This window comes from Pseudomonas sp. TE6283 (assembly GCF_054060555.1).
Genome location: NZ_JBSSDH010000005.1, coordinates 128,243 through 146,667, shown reverse-complemented (window position 1 = coordinate 146,667; position 18,425 = coordinate 128,243). Strand labels below are relative to the sequence as shown.

Below are 18,425 nucleotides of genomic sequence, written 5' to 3'. Positions count from 1 at the left end.
CTCCCACAGCTTACAGGCTCGATCTGCATCAGCCCAGCAACGCCGTCCAATCAAGGCACTGCCAATCGTCACACCAGCAACGCAGCATGACCGGCAGCCTCCAGACACTTGCTTCTAACGATGGTGTTGCGCACTGGCGAAACGCCAATACCTATGAATGGAACACAAGCCATTGCCTGCAGTGAGGGGTAAGCACAAGGGAGACAGGACGTGCCCGTGGAGACAATGGATGGCAGTCGTGACAAGCAAGTCACAACGGAACCCCATACAGACGCTCCCCCCCTGATACCTGCCCCCTAACCAGACCAAAGGCTTCATCCCTGGCGATATATCCACGACCTGTAAGCACCAATTCAATGTTCCTTGGACTATCATTTGTTCTTATTTGACACTTGGCGCAACCAATACTCCCGACGCGCTCCCCCTTCCCCCGTGGAACCAGCGTAGTCGAAAGGCCAGGAGAAACCGCTGCGATTGAGGACGCCAGCGAATAACAGTGATCAGAGCGAAAAACCCCCCACCGAGTTCCGCGCGACAGGCGTATTAGTCCGCGATGTCACCAAGACAATCGTAACCCCTGCTCGCAGCGTGCCGCTCCAATGCTGCTTTCAGAGTAATTTTGGCGGCACTGGCCGCCCTGCTCCAGGATAATGTTTCCCGGCCAACATGGAATACCTTCAACAAAGCGCAGCAGCCCTGATTGATCGGCATGCGCAGAGTAACTGCCAACTGTGACGGCTTTCGCCTCGATCACGCGCCGCTCACCGTCAAGCTCAACCCATACAACCCCTTCAGCGTCCGCACTCGCCTGGATGACAGCACCGCACGCCCTGTGCCTGATAGCCGGCAAACATCACTTCATGTCGAGCATCACCAAGCATCGCTTTAAGATCGTTGACGATTCGCCCACCAGAGCACATTCCGTTGCCTGCCATGACAATCGCAGGGCGACCGTACTTTAGGTAGCAGACGTCAGCCCGCTCCGGCGGCGCCAATGGCCGCAGCAATGGATTGCCAGAAGCACCAAGATCTCCGGAAAAGACCACCCGGGTGCCTTTTGCCGGCGGGGTGCACTTCACACTCGATATAAGCCCCCCAGCAAATGCCCAGGACGCCACAAGCGGATAGCGCAATACAGCCCAGGCCTGTAGATACGACATGCCAATGCGCGAACGAGATGGATTCAATATGCCGCTTGAGCAGCACGAGGAATCGCTGCACCAGCAAAGGCTCATTACCGATCTCGAGCCGATAAGTATCTTCGAGCACAAAAGGCAGAAGCTTGGCGGAAGACTCACTGCAAAGGATCGGGCCACGGAAGCCCGCTGTCGCACAGGGCAGGAATACGCCCGCCATGGTCAAGGTGAACGGTGTGTTATGACCAGCAGCTGGACGCCGCCTATGCCAAACCCGAGCTCGCCAGGCCCCATATCGAGGCGGGCATCAGCGCCTTCCACCATACCACAGTCGACAAGCAGGCTGGCGCGATTGTCAAAGTGCAACTGGTAGCAGGAACCGGTGATGCCATACACACCACCATGATGAGTATTTGCCGGAAAATCCACCTTGCCGCCCCTCAGTCTGCCAGTACAGAAAGAGCGTTGTTAGGACACCCCAACCCCGACCAACAACGGCGACATGCCTCAATGATTCCTAGGAAATATCTTTATTTGCCGGTAAGCGCCGCTTGGCGGGCCGAGGCGCGAATCTTGCTTTTACCTCGCATCATGCCATAGGCCCCCAGCAGAGGACCAACAGCCAAGCCAATCACCAAAGCCGCCAGCACCAACACCGCAACCGGCACTGCGGGCGCTGACCAACCAAACAACACCAGCGTCACTGCCTGCTGGTTCTCCAGCACGAAGAACAGCACTACGGCCGCCAGCAGCAACACGAACAGCGCCGCCAGGGCGCGCTTGAGATTACGCATGGATCACTCCTTGAATGGCTCAGCCGGGCTCATGCTCTTCTTCATTAACCCGATCACGTAATTCCTTACCAGGCTTGAAATGCGGCACGTACTTACCTTCGAGGCTGACCGACTGGCCGGTCTTGGGATTGCGCCCTACCCGCGGTGCGCGGTAGTGCAGGGAAAAACTGCCAAAGCCACGGATCTCGATGCGATCCCCGGTCGCCAGGCACTGCGACATCTGCTCAAGCATGGTCTTGATGGCCAGCTCGACGTCCTTGGACGAGAGCAGCCCCTGATGGGTGACAATTCGTTCGATCAGCTCCGACTTCGTCATATTTTTCCCTTCGTTATCAAGCAGCTAGATCATTGCTTAATCAGTTTGTAGCACGCTCCGGTGAATTTGAACAGGGTGGTTCTTGACTAAACAAAAAAATTCAAGATAAGACGCAGCACGGGCAATCCTCACTCGGTACGAAGCCGAGCGCGCTGAGACGCGACTTTGCAGGCAAGCGGGAAAGCCTACCGCCCACGCCTCGCGCACGACCTCAGAAATAGCCACAAAATCTGTAGAAACAAACTGATTTGACCCAACCAGGCAAATCGCAGGTACAAAAAAGGGCGACCCGAGGGTCGCCCTTTTTACCGATCAAACAGAACTCAGTTCTGCTTGGCCATTGCTTCGCGCAGCAGCGCAGCCATGGTGGTATCGGCAGCCGCTTCCGGAGCGTTTTTCAGGCTCTGGATGGCTTCGCGCTCTTCAGCGTCGTCCTTCGATTTGATGGACAGGCTGATGACGCGGGACTTGCGGTCGACGCTGATGATCTTGGCTTCGATCTCTTCGCCTTCCTTCAGCACGTTACGGGCGTCTTCAACGCGGTCACGGCTGATTTCGGAAGCCTTCAGAGTAGCTTCGATGTCGTCGGCCAGGGTCACGATAGCGCCCTTGGCGTCAACTTCCTTGACGATACCCTTAACGATAGCGCCCTTGTCGTTGACAGCAACGAAGTTGGAGAACGGATCGTCTTCCAGCTGCTTGATGCCCAGGGAGATGCGCTCGCGCTCTGGGTCAACCGACAGGATGACGGTTTCCAGCTCGTCGCCCTTCTTGAAGCGACGCACGGCTTCTTCGCCAGCTTCGTTCCAGGAGATGTCGGACAGGTGAACCAGACCGTCGATGCCGCCGTCCAGACCGATGAAGATACCGAAGTCGGTGATCGACTTGATGGTACCGGTGATCTTGTCACCCTTGTTGAACTGGCCGGAGAAGTCTTCCCATGGGTTCGATTTGCACTGCTTGATACCCAGGGAGATACGACGACGCTCTTCGTCGATGTCCAGAACCATGACTTCCACTTCGTCGCCAACCTGAACGACTTTCGACGGGTGGATGTTCTTGTTGGTCCAGTCCATTTCGGAGACGTGCACCAGGCCTTCAACGCCTTCTTCCAGCTCAGCGAAGCAGCCATAGTCGGTCAGGTTGGTGACGCGAGCCATGACGCGGGTGCTTTCTGGGTAACGGGCTTTGATAGCAACCCATGGGTCTTCGCCCAGTTGCTTCAGACCCAGCGAAACGCGGTTGCGCTCGCGATCGTACTTCAGGACCTTGACGTCGATCTCGTCACCAACGTTGACGATTTCCGACGGGTGCTTGATACGCTTCCAGGCCATGTCGGTGATGTGCAGCAGACCATCGACGCCGCCCAGGTCAACGAACGCACCGTAGTCGGTGAGGTTCTTGACGATACCTTTGACCTGCTGGCCTTCCTGCAGCGATTCCAGCAGAGCTTCGCGCTCGGCGCTGTTTTCGGCTTCCAGGACGCTGCGACGGGAAACGACAACGTTGTTGCGCTTCTGGTCCAGCTTGATGACCTTGAATTCCAGCTCTTTGCCTTCGAGGTGGGTGGTGTCGCGCACTGGGCGGACATCAACCAGGGAGCCCGGCAGGAACGCACGGATGCCGTTAACGTCGACAGTGAAGCCGCCTTTAACCTTACCGTTGATAACGCCCTTGACCACTTCTTCGGCAGCGAAAGCAGCTTCCAGAACAATCCAGCACTCGGCGCGCTTGGCTTTTTCACGGGACAGCTTGGTTTCGCCAAAGCCGTCTTCGACCGCGTCCAGCGCAACGTGAACTTCGTCACCGACCTTGATGGTCAGCTCGCCAGCTTCGTTGATGAACTGCTCGAGCGGGATGACGCCCTCGGACTTCAGGCCAGCGTGAACGGTAACCCAGTCGCCGTCGATGTCGACAACGATACCGGTGATGATGGCACCCGGCTGAAGATTGAGGGTTTTCAGGCTTTCTTCAAAGAGTTCTGCAAAGCTTTCGCTCATTTTAATTCCTGTAGATTCGGGCGAAACAAACGCCCATAGCCACATTCCAGACAATGTGGGTTTCGTTAAGTAAAGAAGAACTGGCAGGACGTTGACTGGTGCCCCTGCCCGCTCTCCTCTCCATCAGGCCAGGTCGCGCAGGGCGAGCTCGCTTCTGATGCGTTGCAGCACCTGCTCGATGGACAACTCCGTGGAATCCAGCTGAATGGCATCGGCCGCCGGCTTGAGCGGGGCCACTGCGCGCTGGGTGTCACGCTCATCGCGCGCACGGATCTCATCTAGCAGACTTGACAGACTAACATCTTCACCCTTGCCCTTCAACTGCAGGTAGCGGCGACGGGCACGCTCCTCGGCGCTGGCGGTGAGGAACACCTTGAGCGGCGCGTCGGGGAACACCACGGTGCCCATGTCGCGACCGTCGGCAATCAAACCCGGGGCCTCGCGGAAGGCGCGCTGGCGCTGCAGCAGCGCCTCGCGCACCGCCGGCAGCGAGGCGACCATCGATGCGCCGGCACCGACGGTCTCGGTACGGATGACATGACTGACATCCTCGCCCTCGAGAATGATCTGCTGCAATTTGCCCGGCTCGGCAGCGATGAACTGCACGTCCAGATGGGCAGCCAGGGCCTTGAGCAGCTCTTCGTTGGTCAGGTCGACACCATGGTTGCTGGCATTGAACGCCAGCAGACGGTACAGGGCGCCGGAGTCGAGCAGGCGCCAGCCCAGCTCGCGGGCCAGCAGGCCCGCCACGGTACCCTTGCCCGAGCCGCTCGGCCCGTCGATGGTGATGACCGGTGCCTGCGAATTCACGACTTGCCCTCTTCGGCGACGCGGATGCCGACTTCCTTGCACAGCGCCAGGAAGTTGGGGAACGACGTGGCGACATTGGCACAGTCATGGATCACGATCGGCGCGCTGGCGCGCAGCGAGGCGATGCTGAAGGCCATGGCGATGCGGTGGTCACCGTGGCCGTGCACTTCGCCGCCGCCGATCGGGCCGCCGTCGATGATAATGCCGTCCGCCGTCGGCTCGCACTTCACGCCCAGGGCGATCAGGCCGTCGGCCATCACCTGGATGCGGTCCGACTCCTTGACCCGCAGCTCTTCGGCGCCACGCAGCACGGTGCGCCCTTCGGCGCAGGCAGCGGCGACGAACAGCACCGGGAACTCGTCGATGGCCAGCGGCACCAGGTGCTCGGGGATCTCGATACCCTTGAGCTTGGCGCCGCGCACGCGCAGGTCGGCCACCGGCTCGCCGCCGACTTCACGCTGGTTCTCAAGGGTAATGTCGCCACCCATCAGGCGCAGGATGTCGATCACGCCGGTGCGGGTCGGGTTGATGCCGACGTGCTCCAGAACCAGCTCGGAACCTTCAGCGATGGAGGCCGCCACCAGGAAGAATGCCGAGGAGGAAATGTCCGCCGGCACTTCGATGCGGGTAGCGGTGAGCTTGCCACCAGACTGCAGGGAGGCCACCGGGCCGTTCGACTCGACCGCGTAGCCGAAGCCGCGCAGCATGCGCTCGGTGTGGTCACGGGTCGGCGCAGGCTCGGTGACGGTGGTGGTGCCCTCGGCGTACAGGCCGGCCAGCAGCAGGCAGGATTTGACCTGGGCGCTGGCCATCGGCAGCGTGTAGTTCAGCGCCTTGAGCTTATGACCACCGCGGATGGTCAGCGGCGGACGGCCTTCAGGGCCGGTCTCGACCACAGCGCCCATTTCGCGCAACGGATTGGCCACGCGGTTCATCGGGCGCTTGGACAGCGAGGCGTCGCCAGTCATGGTGGTGTCGAACGGCTGCGCCGCCAGCAGGCCGGACAACAGGCGCATCGAGGTACCGGAGTTGCCGACATACAGCGGGCCGGGTGGCGGCTTGAGGCCGTGCAGGCCGACGCCATGGATGGTCACGCGTCCGTGGTGCGGGCCTTCGATGACCACGCCCATGTCACGGAAGGCCTGCAAGGTGGCCAGGGCGTCCTCGCCCTCGAGGAAACCTTCCACCTCGGTGGTGCCTTCGGCCAGCGAGCCGAGCATGATCGAGCGGTGGGAAATCGACTTGTCGCCAGGTACGCGGATCCGTCCGGACACGCGGCCACCCGGTTGGGCCAGGAAAATCAGATCGTTGGCGTTCATAGCGTCCACATAGGCCCGGCGGGCCAGGATTTTACTGAAATGCTCGCGGGCAACCCGGGCGCGGGTGAACACACCCAGCAGTTGGTGCCCGTCCCCAGCATCGACCGCGTCGCGTAAGGCGTCGAGGTCGCTGCGAAATGTATCGAGAGTGCGCAGGACCGCCTCGCGGTTGGCGAGGAAGATGTCGTGCCACATGATCGGGTCGCTACCAGCGATTCTCGTGAAATCGCGAAAGCCCCCCGCAGCGTACCGGAAGATCTCCAGGTTTTCATTGCGCTTGGCCAGCGAATCGACCAGGCCGAAGGCCAGCAGGTGCGGCAGGTGGCTGGTGGCGGCCAGGACTTCGTCATGGCGCTCCACCGGCATGTGCTCGACATCGGCGTCCAGTGCGCGCCAGAGGCGGTCGACCAGGGCCAGCGCCTGCGGGTCGGTTTCCGCCAGCGGCGTGAGGATCACCTTGTGGCGACGGAACAACGCGGCATTGGAGGCCTCCACGCCGCTTTGCTCGGAGCCGGCGATCGGGTGCCCCGGCACGAAGCGCGGCAGACGCTCGGCGAACGCTTCGCGCGCTGCACGCACGACGTTGCCCTTGGCACTACCCACGTCGGTGATCACCGCGTCACCCAGGTCAAGCTGGGCCAGGCGGGCCAGGACTTTCTCCATGGCCAGGATCGGTACCGCCAGCTGGATGACATCGGCGCCGACACAAGCGACGGCCAGGTCCGCCTCGCAACGGTCGACCACGCCCAGCGCCACGGCCTGCTTGCGCGACTCGGCATCCAGGTCGACGCCGACCACTTCGCGGCACAGGCCGCTTTCACGCAAGCCCTTGGCGAAGGAGCCGCCGATCAGGCCGAGGCCGACCACGACCAGGCGACCGACAATCGGTGCGGATTTGTTTGTTACAGCATCAACCACGAGTGCGAACCCTGTTCAGAAATCTAGGCAATCTGCGAGACCCACTGGGGCTGCGTTGCAGCCCATCGCGACGCAAGGCCGCTCCCACAGGACTCAGTACAGCTTCAAGGCCTGCACAATACCTGTGGGAGCGGCCTTGTGTCGCGATGGGGCGCGAAGCGGCCCCGGCAATCTCAAATCAAAGCACCGCCTTCGGATACGAACCCAGCACCTTCAGCGCCACAGCCTCCTGGCTGATCTGCTCCAGCACCGCCTTGATCAGCGGATCGCGGTGATGGCCGACGAAGTCGATGAAGAACACGTAGGTCCACTTGCCGCTGCGCGACGGACGGGTCTCGATGCGCGTGAGGTCGATGCCGTTCTCGTGGAACGGCACCAGCAGCTCATGCAGCGCGCCCGGCTTGTTGCTCATGGAAACGATGATCGAGGTCTTGTCGTCGCCGGTCGGCGGTACTTCCTGGCTGCCGATCATCAGGAAGCGCGTGGAGTTGTCCGGGCGGTCCTCGATTTTCTCGGCCAGGCGGGTCAGCCCGTACAGGTTGGCCGCCATGTCGCCGGCGATCGCCGCCGAGTTCCACTCGCCCTTGACCCGCTTGGCCGCCTCGGCGTTGCTGGACACAGCCACGCGCTCGACGTTCGGGTAATGGGCGTCCAGCCACTTGCGGCACTGGGCCAGCGACTGGGCATGGGAGTAGATGCGGGTGATGCTGTCGGTCTTGGTGTTCTCGCCCACCAGCAGGTGGTGGTGGATACGCAGCTCCACCTCGCCGCAGATCACCATGTCGTGCTCGAGGAAGCTGTCCAGCGTATGGCTGACCGCGCCTTCGGTGGAGTTTTCCACCGGCACCACGCCAAAGTTGACGGCACCGGCCGCCACTTCGCGGAACACCTCGTCGATGGCCGCCATCGGGCGGCTGACCACGGCGTGACCGAAGTGCTTCATGGCCGCCGCCTGGGTGAAGGTGCCTTCCGGGCCGAGGTAGGCGACTTTCAGCGGCTCTTCCAGGGCCAGGCAGGAGGACATGATCTCGCGGAACAGCCGCGCCATCTCTTCGTTGTCCAGCGGCCCCTTGTTGCGCTCCATGACGCGCTTGAGCACCGCGGCTTCGCGCTCGGGGCGATAGAACACCGGCGCCTCGCCTTCGGCCAGCGACGCGGTCTTGACCTTGGCCACTTCCTGGGCGCAACGGGCGCGCTCGCTGATCAGCTCGAGGATCTTCTCGTCGAGGCTGTCGATGCGCACGCGCAGGGCCTTGAGTTCCTGGTCGGACATCAGCCGTGCTCCTTCTCGAATTCAGCCATGTACTGCACCAGCGCCTCGACGGCCTCCAGGCCCAAGGCGTTGTAGATCGAGGCGCGCATGCCGCCAACCGAACGGTGCCCCTTGAGGTTGAGCAGGCCACGGGCGTCGGCACCGGCCAGGAAGGCCTTGTCCAGACGCTCATCGGCCAGGCGGAACGGCACGTTCATCCACGAACGGGCGTTGTGGCTGATCGGGTTGGTGTAGAACTCGCTGCCGTCGATGAAGCCGTACAGGCGGTCCTTCTTGGCGCGGTTGCGCTGCTCCATGGCCTCGACGCCACCCTGTTCCTTGAGCCACTCGAACACCAGGCCCGAGAGGTACCAGGAATAGGTAGCCGGGGTGTTGTACATCGAGCCGTTGTCGGCCGCGATCTTGTAGTCGAGCATGGTCGGGCAGCTGCTGCGGGCGTGGCCCAGCAGGTCTTCACGGACGATCACCACCACCAGGCCGCTGGGGCCGATGTTCTTCTGCGCGCCGGCGTAGATCAGGCCGAACTGCGACACGTCGGTCGGGCGCGAGAGGATGTCGGAGGACATGTCGACCACCAGCGGGACGTCGCCGGTCTCGGGCACCCAGTCGAACTGCAGGCCGCCGATGGTCTCGTTGGACGCATAGTGAACGTATGCCGCGTTCTTGGTCAGTTTCCACTCGTTCTGGCCTGGGATGGCCAGGTAGTCGTAGGGCTTGGCGCTGGCGGCGACGTTGACGTTGCCGAAACGACGCGCTTCCTCGATGGCCTTCTTCGACCAGATGCCGGTCTCGACGTAGTCGGCGGTGCCATTCTCCGGCAGCAGGTTCAACGGAATCTCGGCGAACTGCTGGCTGGCGCCGCCCTGCAGGAACAGCACCTTGTAGTTGGAGGGGACGGACAGCAGGTCGCGCAGGTCCTGCTCGGCCTTTTCGGCAATGGCCACGTAGTCGTCGCTGCGATGGCTCATTTCCATCACCGACAGGCCCTTGCCGCGCCAGTCCAGCATCTCGGCCTGGGCACGCTGCAGGACAGCATCGGGAAGCGCGGCGGGGCCGGCGCAGAAGTTAAAGGCTCGTTTGCTCACATCCACTCTCGCTCTGCCAAATAGAACAAATCGTCACTCACAGACCCCGCCAACCCCTGCAGGAGCGAGCGTTGCCTGTTCCAATCAGTCAAACGGGGCGACCTTGGTCGCCCCGTTCGGGTTGTTGCTTCGGTTATTCCTGAGGTGCCTCTTCGGCGCCTGCGTTGTCCTCGCCCACTGCATCGAGCGGGGCGCCCTCCTCGTCCGTCTCGACCAGGTCGTCGAGTTCTTCCTCGGATGGCTCCTGGACACGCTCCAGGCCCACCAGGGTTTCGTCCGTGGCCAGCTTGATCAGCGTAACACCCTGGGTGTTACGGCTCAGGCTGGACACTTCGCCGACCCGCGTGCGCACCAGGGTGCCCTGGTCGGAAATCAGCATGATCTCCTCGCCTTCCTGCACCTGGATGGCGCCGATCAGCAGGCCGTTGCGCCCCTTGGTGCCCATGGCGATCACGCCCTGGCCGCCACGGCCGCGACGCGGGAACTTGGACAGCGGGGTGCGCTTGCCGAAGCCACGCTCGGAGGCAGTGAGGATCTGCGCACCGGACTCGGGGATCAGCATGGAGATGATCTGCTGGCCCTTGCCCAGTTTCATGCCGCGCACGCCACGGGCATTACGGCCCATCTCGCGCACCACGCTCTCGGCGAAGCGGATCACCTTGCCGGCGTCGGAGAACATCATCACTTCCTTGGCGCCGTCGGTGATGGCCGCGGCGATCAGGGTGTCGCCTTCCTTGAGCTTCAGGGCGATCAAGCCGTTGGAGCGCGGACGGGCGAACTGCACCAGCGGGGTCTTCTTGACGGTACCGGAGGCGGTGGCCATGAAGATGTAGGCGCCGGTCGGTTCGGCGACCCACTCCGGGGTGTCGCCGTCTTCCTCGTCGATCTCTTCGGCTTCCACCAGCTCGCCTTCGATCACGCTATCGTCGCTGTCTTCCAGCTCTTCCTCAGGGTCTGCGTGCTGCTGCAGCGCCTCCAGGTCGATCTGCAGCATGGCGGTGATGCGCTCACCCTCCTCCAGCGGCAGCAGGTTGACCAGCGGACGACCGCGGGCAGCGCGGGAGGCCTCGGGGATGTCGTAGGTCTTCTTCCAGTACACCTTGCCCTTGCTGGAGAACAGCAGCAGGGTGGCATGGCTGTTGGCGACCAGCAGGTGCTCGATGTAGTCCTCGTCCTTGACGCCGGTGGCCGACTTGCCCTTGCCGCCGCGGCGCTGGGCCTGGTAGGCGGACAATGGCTGGGTCTTGGCGTAACCACCGTGGGAGATGGTCACCACGCGCTCTTCTTCCGGGATCATGTCACCGTAGTTGAGGTCGTGGCTGGCGTTGAGGATCTCGGTGCGGCGGGCATCGCCGTACTCGGCGCGGATCGCTTCGAGCTCTTCGCGGATCACTTCCATCAGGCGCTCGGCGCTGCTGAGGATGCGGATCAGCTCGCCGATCTGCTCGAGGATCTCCTGGTACTCGGCCAGCAGCTTCTCGTGCTCCAGGCCGGTCAGGCGGTGCAGGCGCAGCTCGAGGATGGCCTGGGCCTGCTCCGGCGACAGGTAGTACTTGCCCTCGCGCAGACCGTACTGCTCCGGCAGGTCTTCCGGACGGCAGGACTCGGCGCCGGCGCGCTCGACCATGACCTGCACCGCGCTGGACTCCCAGGCGGTGCTGATCAGCGCTTCCTTGGCTTCGGACGGGGTCGGCGAGGCCTTGATCAGGGCGATGACCGGGTCGATGTTGGACAGCGCGACCGCCTGGCCTTCAAGGATGTGGCCACGCTCGCGGGCCTTGCGCAGCTCGAACACGGTGCGGCGGGTAACCACTTCGCGACGGTGGCGAACGAACGCCTCGAGCAGGTCCTTGAGGTTCAGCAGGCGCGGGCGACCGTCGATCAGGGCGACGATGTTGATGCCGAACACGCTCTGCAGCTGGGTCTGCTGGTAGAGGTTGTTGAGCACCACTTCCGGCACCTCGCCGCGACGCAGCTCGATGACGATGCGCATGCCGTCCTTGTCGGACTCGTCGCGCAGCTCGGTGATGCCTTCGATCTTCTTCTCTTTGACCAGCTCGGCGATCTTCTCGATCAGCCGCGCCTTGTTCAGCTGGTACGGCAGCTCGGTGACGACGATCTGCTGGCGGCCACCGACCTTGTCGATGTCCTCGATCTCGGAACGGGCGCGCATATAGATGCGGCCACGGCCGGTGCGGTAGGCCTCGATGATACCCTGGCGACCGTTGATCTGGCCGGCAGTGGGGAAGTCCGGACCCGGGATGAACTGCATCAGCTCATCGACCGTGATGTCGGAGTTGTCGATCAGCGCCAGGCAGCCATCGATCACTTCGCCGAGGTTGTGCGGCGGGATGTTGGTGGCCATGCCCACGGCGATACCGCTGGAACCGTTGACCAGCAGGTTGGGGATCTTGGTCGGCATGACCGCCGGGATCTGCTCGGTGCCGTCGTAGTTGGGCACCCAGTCGACGGTTTCCTTGTGCAGGTCGGCCAGCAGCTCGTGGGCCAACTTGGCCATGCGCACTTCGGTGTATCGCATGGCCGCGGCGTTGTCACCGTCCACCGAACCGAAGTTGCCCTGGCCATCGACCAGCAGGTAGCGCAGCGAGAAGGGCTGGGCCATGCGCACGATGGTGTCGTACACAGCGGTGTCGCCGTGCGGGTGGTACTTACCGATCACGTCACCGACCACACGGGCGGATTTCTTGTACGGCTTGTTCCAGTCGTTGCCCAGTTCGCTCATCGCATACAGAACGCGGCGATGCACGGGCTTCAAGCCGTCACGCGCATCGGGCAGCGCTCGCCCGACAATAACGCTCATCGCGTAGTCGAGGTAAGACTGTCTCAGTTCGTCTTCGATATTGACCGGGAGGATTTCTTTGGCCAGTTCGCCCATGAGAAGCCTGATTCCTTTTTCTGGTGAAACTTCGCCTGATCCCTCGAAGGACGAACGAAGCTCGCCGCCGCAGCGCATATGGGGTGCGACGACTTACGACAAATCAATGAGTTGTGACATGGATCTGCGCAATGAAGGCCGCCGCAAAGAGCGGCCTTGGAAACTGCCGGATGGTATCACAAACACGGGACGCATGGGAGATATGGCAGGTTGCCTTGAAGCGCCATCCAAACGGGTGAAAAAACACCTCAATGCAGGCGTTTGCGGCACATCAACTGGGCGATTTTCGCCGTATCCGGACGCTCGACCACACCCCTCTCGGTGACGATCACGTCGATCAGGTCCGCCGGGGTGACATCCACCACCGGGTTGTAGGCCTCGACATCGGCCGTCACCTGGATGCCCGCGACTTCCAGCAGCTCTTCTTCGCCACGGGTCTCCAGCGGGATGTCCTCGCCGGTGGCCAGGTTCAGGTCGACGCTGGTGCTCGGCGCCACCACCATGAAGCGCAGGCCGTGGTGCATGGCGGTCACCGCCATCTGGTAGGTGCCGATTTTCGCCGCCACGTCGCCATTGGCGGCGATACAGTCGGCGCCTACCACCACCCAGGTGATGCCCTTGGTCTTCATCAGGTGCCCCATGGCCGCGTCGGCGACCACGGTCACCGGCACGCCATCGGCGGCCAGCTCCCAGGCGGTCAGGCGCGAGCCCTGCAACCAGGGCCGCGACTCGCAGGCATAGACCTGCTCGACCATGCCTTCCAGGGTGGCAGCGCGGATCACCCCCAAGGCGGTGCCGAAGCCGCCGGTAGCCAAGGCGCCGGCGTTGCCATGGGTGAGCAGAGCCTGTTCGCTGCCCTGGTGGCGACGAATCTGCTCGACGCCGAACTGGGCCATGGTCAGGTTGGCCTCGCGATCGCTTTCATGGATGGCCACCGCCTCGGCCTCCATCACCGCCAGCACATCCTCCCCTGGGCGCAGGCGCTGCAGGCGTTCACGCATGCGGTTGAGCGCCCAGAACAGGTTGGCCGGGGTCGGGCGCGCCTCGCCCAGCAGCATGAAGTCCTCCTCGAGGGACTCCTCCCAGCCGTCACCCTCGGCCAATCGCTGGCGCAAAGCCAGCACCAGGCCATAGGCGGCGCAGATTCCGATCGCCGGGGCGCCGCGTACAGCCATGTCGCTGATTGCCTCGGCCACCTCGTACGCCTGCGTGCAGGCCAGCCAGCACTGCTCCAGCGGCAGCAGGCGCTGGTCGAGCAGGTGCAGCACGCCGTCGCGCCATTCGATGCCCGTCACCGTCTCCGCCGCCATCAGTTGCTCGCGCATCGCCTCTCCCCGTCGCCCTGGCATCAAAAGCCGGCGATTATAGCGACCCTCAGCCGCGGACGCTCGGGTATACTGCGCGTTTAGCCGAACCGACCCAGGTATATGCCGCGCATGCCCACCGCCATCCCCCTCCTCGACCTGCTGCTTGTGCCGGACTGGCTGGTCCCCGTGGAGCCGGCCGGCGTGGTGCTCGAAGGCCATGCGCTGGGGGTGCTGGACGGCCAGATCGCCTGGCTCGGCCCCCGCGAGCGGGCACCCCGGGCCCGGGAAGTGCGCGAACTGCCCGACTGCGTGCTGACGCCTGGGCTGGTCAACGCCCATGGTCACGCCGCCATGGCCCTGTTCCGTGGCCTGGCCGATGACCTGCCGCTGATGACCTGGCTTCAGGAGCATATCTGGCCGGCCGAGGGCCGCTGGGTGGACGAGGCCTTTGTGCGTGACGGCACCGACCTTGCCATCGCCGAACAGCTCAAGGGCGGCATCACCTGCTTCGCCGACATGTACTTCTTCCCCCGCGAGGCCTGCGACCGCGTGCACCAAAGCGGCATCCGCGCGCAGATCGCCGTGCCGCTGCTGGACTTCCCGATCCCCGGCGCGCGCACCCCGGATGAGGGCCTGCACCTGGCCATCGAGCTGTTCGGCGACCTGCGCCACCACCCGCGCATTACCGTCGCCCTTGGCCCGCACGCGCCGTACACGGTCAGCGATGCGAACCTGGAGAAGATCCGGGTGATCGCCGACCAGCTCGACGCACCGCTGCACATGCATATCCACGAGACCGCCGGCGAAGTCGAGCAGGCGCTCAAGGACAACGGTGAGCGCCCGCTGGCCCGCCTCGCCCGCCTGGGCCTGCTGGGGCCGAACCTGCAGGCGGTGCACATGACCCAGGTCAGCGACGAGGATCTGGCGCTGCTGGTAGAAAGCAACACCAGCGTGGTCCACTGCCCCGAGTCCAACCTCAAGCTGGCCAGCGGCTTCTGCCCGGTGGAGCGCTTATGGCAGGCCGGGGTGAACGTGGCGGTGGGCACCGACGGTGCCGCCAGCAACAATGACCTCGACCTGCTCGGCGAAACCCGTACCGCCGCGCTGCTGGCCAAGGCCGTCGCCGGCTCGGCCACCGCCCTGGACGCCCACCGGGCGCTGTGCATGGCCACGCTCAACGGTGCCCGGGCGCTGGGCCTGGAGGCGACGACCGGCTCGCTCGAGGTGGGCAAGGCCGCCGACCTGGTCGCCTTCGACCTGTCGGGGCTGGCGCAGCAGCCGGTGCACGACCCGGTCTCGCAACTGATCTACGCCACCGGCCGCGATTGCGTGAAGGACGTCTGGGTCGCCGGCCACGCCCTGGTGCTGGACCGCCACCTGACGCGGATGGACGAGCAGGCCCTGGCCGCCAATGCCCGTGCCTGGGGAGCCCGCATCGGCGGGCGCAACGAATAACCGGGCGCCAGCCACGGCTGGCGCCCCGTGACACTTTCATAGAAGCTTCAGAGGACTGTTCAGATGAGCAACGTCGACCACGCCGAAATCGCCAAGTTCGAAGCCCTGGCCCACCGCTGGTGGGACCGCGAGAGCGAGTTCAAGCCACTGCACGACATCAACCCGCTGCGGGTCAACTGGATCGACGAGCGCGTCGCCCTTGCCGGCAAGAAGGTGCTGGACGTCGGCTGCGGCGGCGGCATCCTCAGCGAGGCGATGGCCCAGCGCGGCGCCACCGTGACCGGCATCGACATGGGCGAGGCGCCGCTGGCGGTGGCCCAGTTGCACCAGCTGGAGTCCGGCGTGGCGGTGGAGTACCGGCAGATCACCGCCGAGGCCCTGGCCGAAGAGATGCCCGAGCAGTTCGACGTGGTCACCTGCCTGGAGATGCTCGAGCACGTGCCCGACCCTTCGTCGGTGATCCGTGCCTGCTACCGCATGGTCAAGCCGGGCGGCCAGGTGTTCTTCTCGACCATCAACCGCAACCCCAAGGCCTACCTGCTGGCGATCATCGGCGCCGAGTACATCCTCAAGATGCTGCCGCGCGGCACCCATGACTTCAAGAAATTCATCCGCCCCTCCGAGCTGGGCGCCTGGAGCCGCGCCGCGGGCCTCGAGGTCAAGGACATCATCGGCCTGACCTACAACCCGCTGACCAAGCACTACAAGCTCAGCAACGACGTCGACGTCAACTACATGATCCAGACCCTGCGCGAGGAATGAGCATGCGCCTGCGAGCAGTACTCTTCGACATGGACGGCACCCTGCTGGACACGGCGCCTGACTTCATCGCCATCTGCCAGGCGATGCTCGCCGACCGCGGCCTGCCGGCCATCGACGACGCGCGCATCCGCGAGGTGATCTCCGGCGGCGCCCGCGCCATGGTCGCCGCAACCTTCGCCATGAACCCCGAGGCCGACGGCTTCGAAGCCCTGCGCCTGGAATTCCTCGAGCGCTACCAGCGCGACTGCGCGGTGCACAGCAAGCTGTTCGACGGCATGCCGGAGCTGCTGGCCGACATCGAGAAAGGCAACCTGCTGTGGGGCGTGGTCACCAACAAGCCGGTGCGCTTCGCCGAACCGATCATGCAGCGCCTGGGCCTGGCAGAGCGCTCGGCACTACTGATCTGCCCAGACCACGTGAAGAACAGCAAGCCCGACCCCGAACCGTTGATCCTGGCGTGCAAGACCCTGGGCCTGGACCCGGCCAGCGTGCTGTTCGTCGGCGATGACCTGCGTGACATCGAGTCCGGCCGTGACGCCGGCACCCGCACCGCAGCGGTGCGCTATGGCTATATTCATCCAGAGGACAACCCCAACAACTGGGGCGCCGACGTGGTGGTGGACCACCCGCTGGAACTGCGCAAGGTGATCGACAGCGCGCTGTGCGGCTGCTGAACCTTCGCGCAGCCCCCATTGATCGCAACCGATTTAAGGACAGACCGATGTTCGACTACACCGCCCGCCCCGACCTGCTCAAGGACCGGATCATCCTGGTCACCGGCGCCGGTCGCGGCATCGGCGCCGCCGCCGCCAAGGCCTACGCCGCCCTGGGCGCCACCGTGTTGCTGCTGGGCAAGACCGAGTCCAACCTCAACGAGGTCTACGACCAGATCGAGGCCGCTGGCCATCCGCAGCCGGTGGTGATTCCGTTCAACCTGGAAACCGCCCTGGCGCACCAGTACGACGAACTGGCGGCGATGATCGAGGAGCAGTTCGGTCGTCTCGACGGCCTGCTCAACAACGCCTCGATCATCGGCCCGCGCACGCCGCTGGAGCAGCTCTCGGGCGACAACTTCATGCGCGTGATGCACATCAACGTCAACGCCACCTTCATGCTGACCAGCACCCTGCTGCCGCTGCTGAAACTGTCCGAGGACGCCTCGGTGGTGTTCACCTCCAGCAGCGTCGGCCGCAAGGGCCGGGCCTACTGGGGTGCCTACGGGGTGTCGAAGTTCGCCACTGAGGGACTGATGCAGACCTTGGCCGACGAGCTGGAAGGCGTGGCGCCGGTACGCTCGAACAGCATCAACCCGGGCGCCACGCGCACGGCGATGCGCGCCCAGGCCTACCCGAGCGAGAACCCGCAGAACAACCCGCTGCCCGAGGAAATCATGCCGGTGTACCTGTACCTGATGGGGCCGGACAGCAAGGATGTGAACGGACAAGCGCTGAACGCGCAGTAACGCCCGGTTCGCCGGCAAGCCAGCTCCTACGGAATCGACTGTAAGAGCCGGGTTGCCGGCGAACTGTTTCAGCCCGCCGCCAATGCCGGGCGCAGACGCCCCTGCTGACGCCCCTCGAGCTGCATGCAACGCTCCAAAAACAGGAACATGCAGTCGTAGCTCTTGCAGATCGCCCGACGCAGTTCGGTGCGCAGCCCCAGCGTGGGGTTCTCGCCGGCCAGGGTGCAGATGATCTCAAGCGCTTCCCAAGGATGCGCATCATCGTACTGCGCATGCATCTTCAGCCACTTCATCGCGCGCTTGCGGGTGTCCTCGGGGAACCCTTGGGCATAGGTGTCCTCGGCGCACACCACCGCCGACCACTCGCCGGTGGCACCTTCGATGGCGTAGTTGGTGGCCGCCATGGCGATAGCCAACGACTCGGTGGCGCACACCCGCCAGCACCAGTCGTTGAGGCTGTTGAGCTCCGGCGGCACTTCCTGGGACTGCAATTCATGCAGATGGATACCGTGTGCCTGGCACCAGTTCACCCAGTAGTCGGCATGGTTGAGCTCGACCCGGATGTTGCGCATCAGCCAGCGGCGCGCCATGTCTTCGCCAGGGTGCCGGGCGTAGCGGGTCTTGGTGAGGTTGTGGGCCATGTAGAGGGAAAACTGCTCGACCACCGGCCAGCCACCGATCAAGTACTGGCGGATGGTCGACTGCTTGAGCTGGCCATCGCGCAATCGCTGGTAGAACTCATGCTCCACCACCCGGCGCTTGCTTTCGCGGCAATCCTCTATCAGTTGTTGAGCCCACTGCGGATAACTGGCCGGATCCATCAATGGTCCGATCCTTACGAACGCGTCGATCACTGTCAGCTCCTTGATTCCCTGTGATTTCCGGGCGTTGA

Annotated in this window: 17 protein-coding genes; 4 read left to right on the top strand and 13 right to left on the bottom strand. The window is 63.7% G+C overall.

The window, feature by feature from the left end:
- Positions 1-556: 556 nt before the first annotated feature.
- The 12 genes from ACVWZ5_RS09495 to mtnA form a co-directional block, all read right to left on the bottom strand.
- A complete protein-coding gene (locus ACVWZ5_RS09495) occupies positions 557-754 on the bottom strand; it encodes an MBL fold metallo-hydrolase RNA specificity domain-containing protein (protein ID WP_435767875.1) in 198 nt (65 codons plus the stop codon).
- A 37-nt stretch (positions 755-791) separates the two neighbouring features.
- Positions 792-920: a hypothetical protein gene (locus tag ACVWZ5_RS09490; RefSeq protein ID WP_457340593.1), complete on the bottom strand. Its 129-nt coding sequence runs from the start codon at positions 918-920 to the stop codon at positions 792-794.
- A 52-nt stretch (positions 921-972) separates the two neighbouring features.
- The gene (locus ACVWZ5_RS09485; RefSeq protein ID WP_435767884.1) at positions 973-1,356 is read right to left on the bottom strand and encodes a hypothetical protein; all 384 of its coding nucleotides are present in this window, start codon (positions 1,354-1,356) and stop codon (positions 973-975) included.
- 310 nt (positions 1,357-1,666) lie between these two features.
- Positions 1,667-1,930, bottom strand: a complete 264-nt coding sequence (locus ACVWZ5_RS09480) for a lipopolysaccharide assembly protein LapA domain-containing protein (RefSeq protein WP_435767876.1) — start codon at positions 1,928-1,930, stop codon at positions 1,667-1,669.
- Between the two features lie 19 nt (positions 1,931-1,949).
- Positions 1,950-2,246, bottom strand: a complete 297-nt coding sequence (gene ihfB / locus ACVWZ5_RS09475; RefSeq protein ID WP_062573197.1) for an integration host factor subunit beta — start codon at positions 2,244-2,246, stop codon at positions 1,950-1,952.
- Positions 2,247-2,569: 323 nt separating this feature from the next.
- A complete protein-coding gene (rpsA, locus tag ACVWZ5_RS09470) occupies positions 2,570-4,246 on the bottom strand; it encodes a 30S ribosomal protein S1 (protein WP_028690822.1) in 1,677 nt (558 codons plus the stop codon).
- 123 nt (positions 4,247-4,369) lie between these two features.
- A complete protein-coding gene (gene cmk, locus ACVWZ5_RS09465) occupies positions 4,370-5,056 on the bottom strand; it encodes a (d)CMP kinase (RefSeq protein WP_028690823.1) in 687 nt (228 codons plus the stop codon).
- On the bottom strand, positions 5,053-7,260 hold the full coding sequence (locus tag ACVWZ5_RS09460; RefSeq protein WP_338148687.1) for a bifunctional prephenate dehydrogenase/3-phosphoshikimate 1-carboxyvinyltransferase: 2,208 nt from the start codon (positions 7,258-7,260) through the stop codon (positions 5,053-5,055). Before ACVWZ5_RS09460 ends, cmk begins: the two co-directional genes overlap by 4 nt.
- Positions 7,261-7,471: 211 nt before the next feature.
- The gene (gene pheA, locus ACVWZ5_RS09455; RefSeq protein ID WP_028690825.1) at positions 7,472-8,566 is read right to left on the bottom strand and encodes a prephenate dehydratase; all 1,095 of its coding nucleotides are present in this window, start codon (positions 8,564-8,566) and stop codon (positions 7,472-7,474) included.
- Positions 8,566-9,651, bottom strand: a complete 1,086-nt coding sequence (gene serC / locus ACVWZ5_RS09450; protein WP_028690826.1) for a 3-phosphoserine/phosphohydroxythreonine transaminase — start codon at positions 9,649-9,651, stop codon at positions 8,566-8,568. Before serC ends, pheA begins: the two co-directional genes overlap by 1 nt.
- 133 nt (positions 9,652-9,784) lie before the next feature.
- Positions 9,785-12,547, bottom strand: coding sequence for a DNA gyrase subunit A (gene gyrA, locus ACVWZ5_RS09445; RefSeq protein ID WP_062573196.1), 2,763 nt, complete (start codon positions 12,545-12,547; stop codon positions 9,785-9,787).
- A 248-nt stretch (positions 12,548-12,795) separates the two neighbouring features.
- A complete protein-coding gene (gene mtnA / locus ACVWZ5_RS09440; RefSeq protein WP_062573195.1) occupies positions 12,796-13,872 on the bottom strand; it encodes an S-methyl-5-thioribose-1-phosphate isomerase in 1,077 nt (358 codons plus the stop codon).
- Between the two features lie 111 nt (positions 13,873-13,983).
- Here mtnA and ACVWZ5_RS09435 point away from each other — a divergent pair, with 111 nt between their 5' ends.
- The 4 genes from ACVWZ5_RS09435 (at position 13,984) to ACVWZ5_RS09420 (ending at position 17,533) form a co-directional block, all read left to right on the top strand.
- Positions 13,984-15,309, top strand: a complete 1,326-nt coding sequence (locus ACVWZ5_RS09435; protein WP_457340577.1) for a TRZ/ATZ family hydrolase — start codon at positions 13,984-13,986, stop codon at positions 15,307-15,309.
- A gap of 63 nt (positions 15,310-15,372) precedes the next feature.
- Positions 15,373-16,071 (top strand): bifunctional 2-polyprenyl-6-hydroxyphenol methylase/3-demethylubiquinol 3-O-methyltransferase UbiG, encoded by a 699-nt coding sequence (gene ubiG, locus ACVWZ5_RS09430; protein ID WP_028690830.1) that lies wholly within the window; start codon positions 15,373-15,375, stop codon positions 16,069-16,071.
- A gap of 2 nt (positions 16,072-16,073) precedes the next feature.
- Positions 16,074-16,745: an N-acetylmuramic acid 6-phosphate phosphatase MupP gene (gene mupP / locus ACVWZ5_RS09425; protein WP_062573193.1), complete on the top strand. Its 672-nt coding sequence runs from the start codon at positions 16,074-16,076 to the stop codon at positions 16,743-16,745.
- Between the two features lie 47 nt (positions 16,746-16,792).
- The gene (locus ACVWZ5_RS09420) at positions 16,793-17,533 is read left to right on the top strand and encodes a YciK family oxidoreductase (protein WP_207851637.1); all 741 of its coding nucleotides are present in this window, start codon (positions 16,793-16,795) and stop codon (positions 17,531-17,533) included.
- Positions 17,534-17,601: 68 nt separating this feature from the next.
- On the opposite strand, the gene ACVWZ5_RS09415 is transcribed toward ACVWZ5_RS09420, so the two are convergent.
- Entirely contained in the window at positions 17,602-18,387 is a 786-nt protein-coding gene (locus ACVWZ5_RS09415) for a TenA family transcriptional regulator (protein ID WP_084941754.1), read from the bottom strand.
- Between the last annotated feature and the right edge of the window lie 38 nt (positions 18,388-18,425).

Bases quoted from the DNA above. Each gene is read 5' to 3' on its own strand.
- ACVWZ5_RS09480 (WP_435767876.1), bottom strand. From the start codon at position 1,930: ATGCGTAATCTCAAGCGCGCCCTGGCGGCGCTGTTCGTGTTGCTGCTG.
- gyrA (WP_062573196.1), bottom strand. From the start codon at position 12,547: ATGGGCGAACTGGCCAAAGAAATCCTCCCGGTCAATATCGAAGACGAA.
- ACVWZ5_RS09435 (WP_457340577.1), top strand. From the start codon at position 13,984: ATGCCCACCGCCATCCCCCTCCTCGACCTGCTGCTTGTGCCGGACTGG.
- ihfB (WP_062573197.1), bottom strand. From the start codon at position 2,246: ATGACGAAGTCGGAGCTGATCGAACGAATTGTCACCCATCAGGGGCTG.
- rpsA (WP_028690822.1), bottom strand. From the start codon at position 4,246: ATGAGCGAAAGCTTTGCAGAACTCTTTGAAGAAAGCCTGAAAACCCTC.
- mupP (WP_062573193.1), top strand. From the start codon at position 16,074: ATGCGCCTGCGAGCAGTACTCTTCGACATGGACGGCACCCTGCTGGAC.
- ubiG (WP_028690830.1), top strand. From the start codon at position 15,373: ATGAGCAACGTCGACCACGCCGAAATCGCCAAGTTCGAAGCCCTGGCC.
- mtnA (WP_062573195.1), bottom strand. From the start codon at position 13,872: ATGCGCGAGCAACTGATGGCGGCGGAGACGGTGACGGGCATCGAATGG.
- pheA (WP_028690825.1), bottom strand. From the start codon at position 8,566: ATGTCCGACCAGGAACTCAAGGCCCTGCGCGTGCGCATCGACAGCCTC.
- ACVWZ5_RS09420 (WP_207851637.1), top strand. From the start codon at position 16,793: ATGTTCGACTACACCGCCCGCCCCGACCTGCTCAAGGACCGGATCATC.
- ACVWZ5_RS09485 (WP_435767884.1), bottom strand. From the start codon at position 1,356: ATGGCGGGCGTATTCCTGCCCTGTGCGACAGCGGGCTTCCGTGGCCCG.
- ACVWZ5_RS09490 (WP_457340593.1), bottom strand. From the start codon at position 920: ATGTGCTCTGGTGGGCGAATCGTCAACGATCTTAAAGCGATGCTTGGT.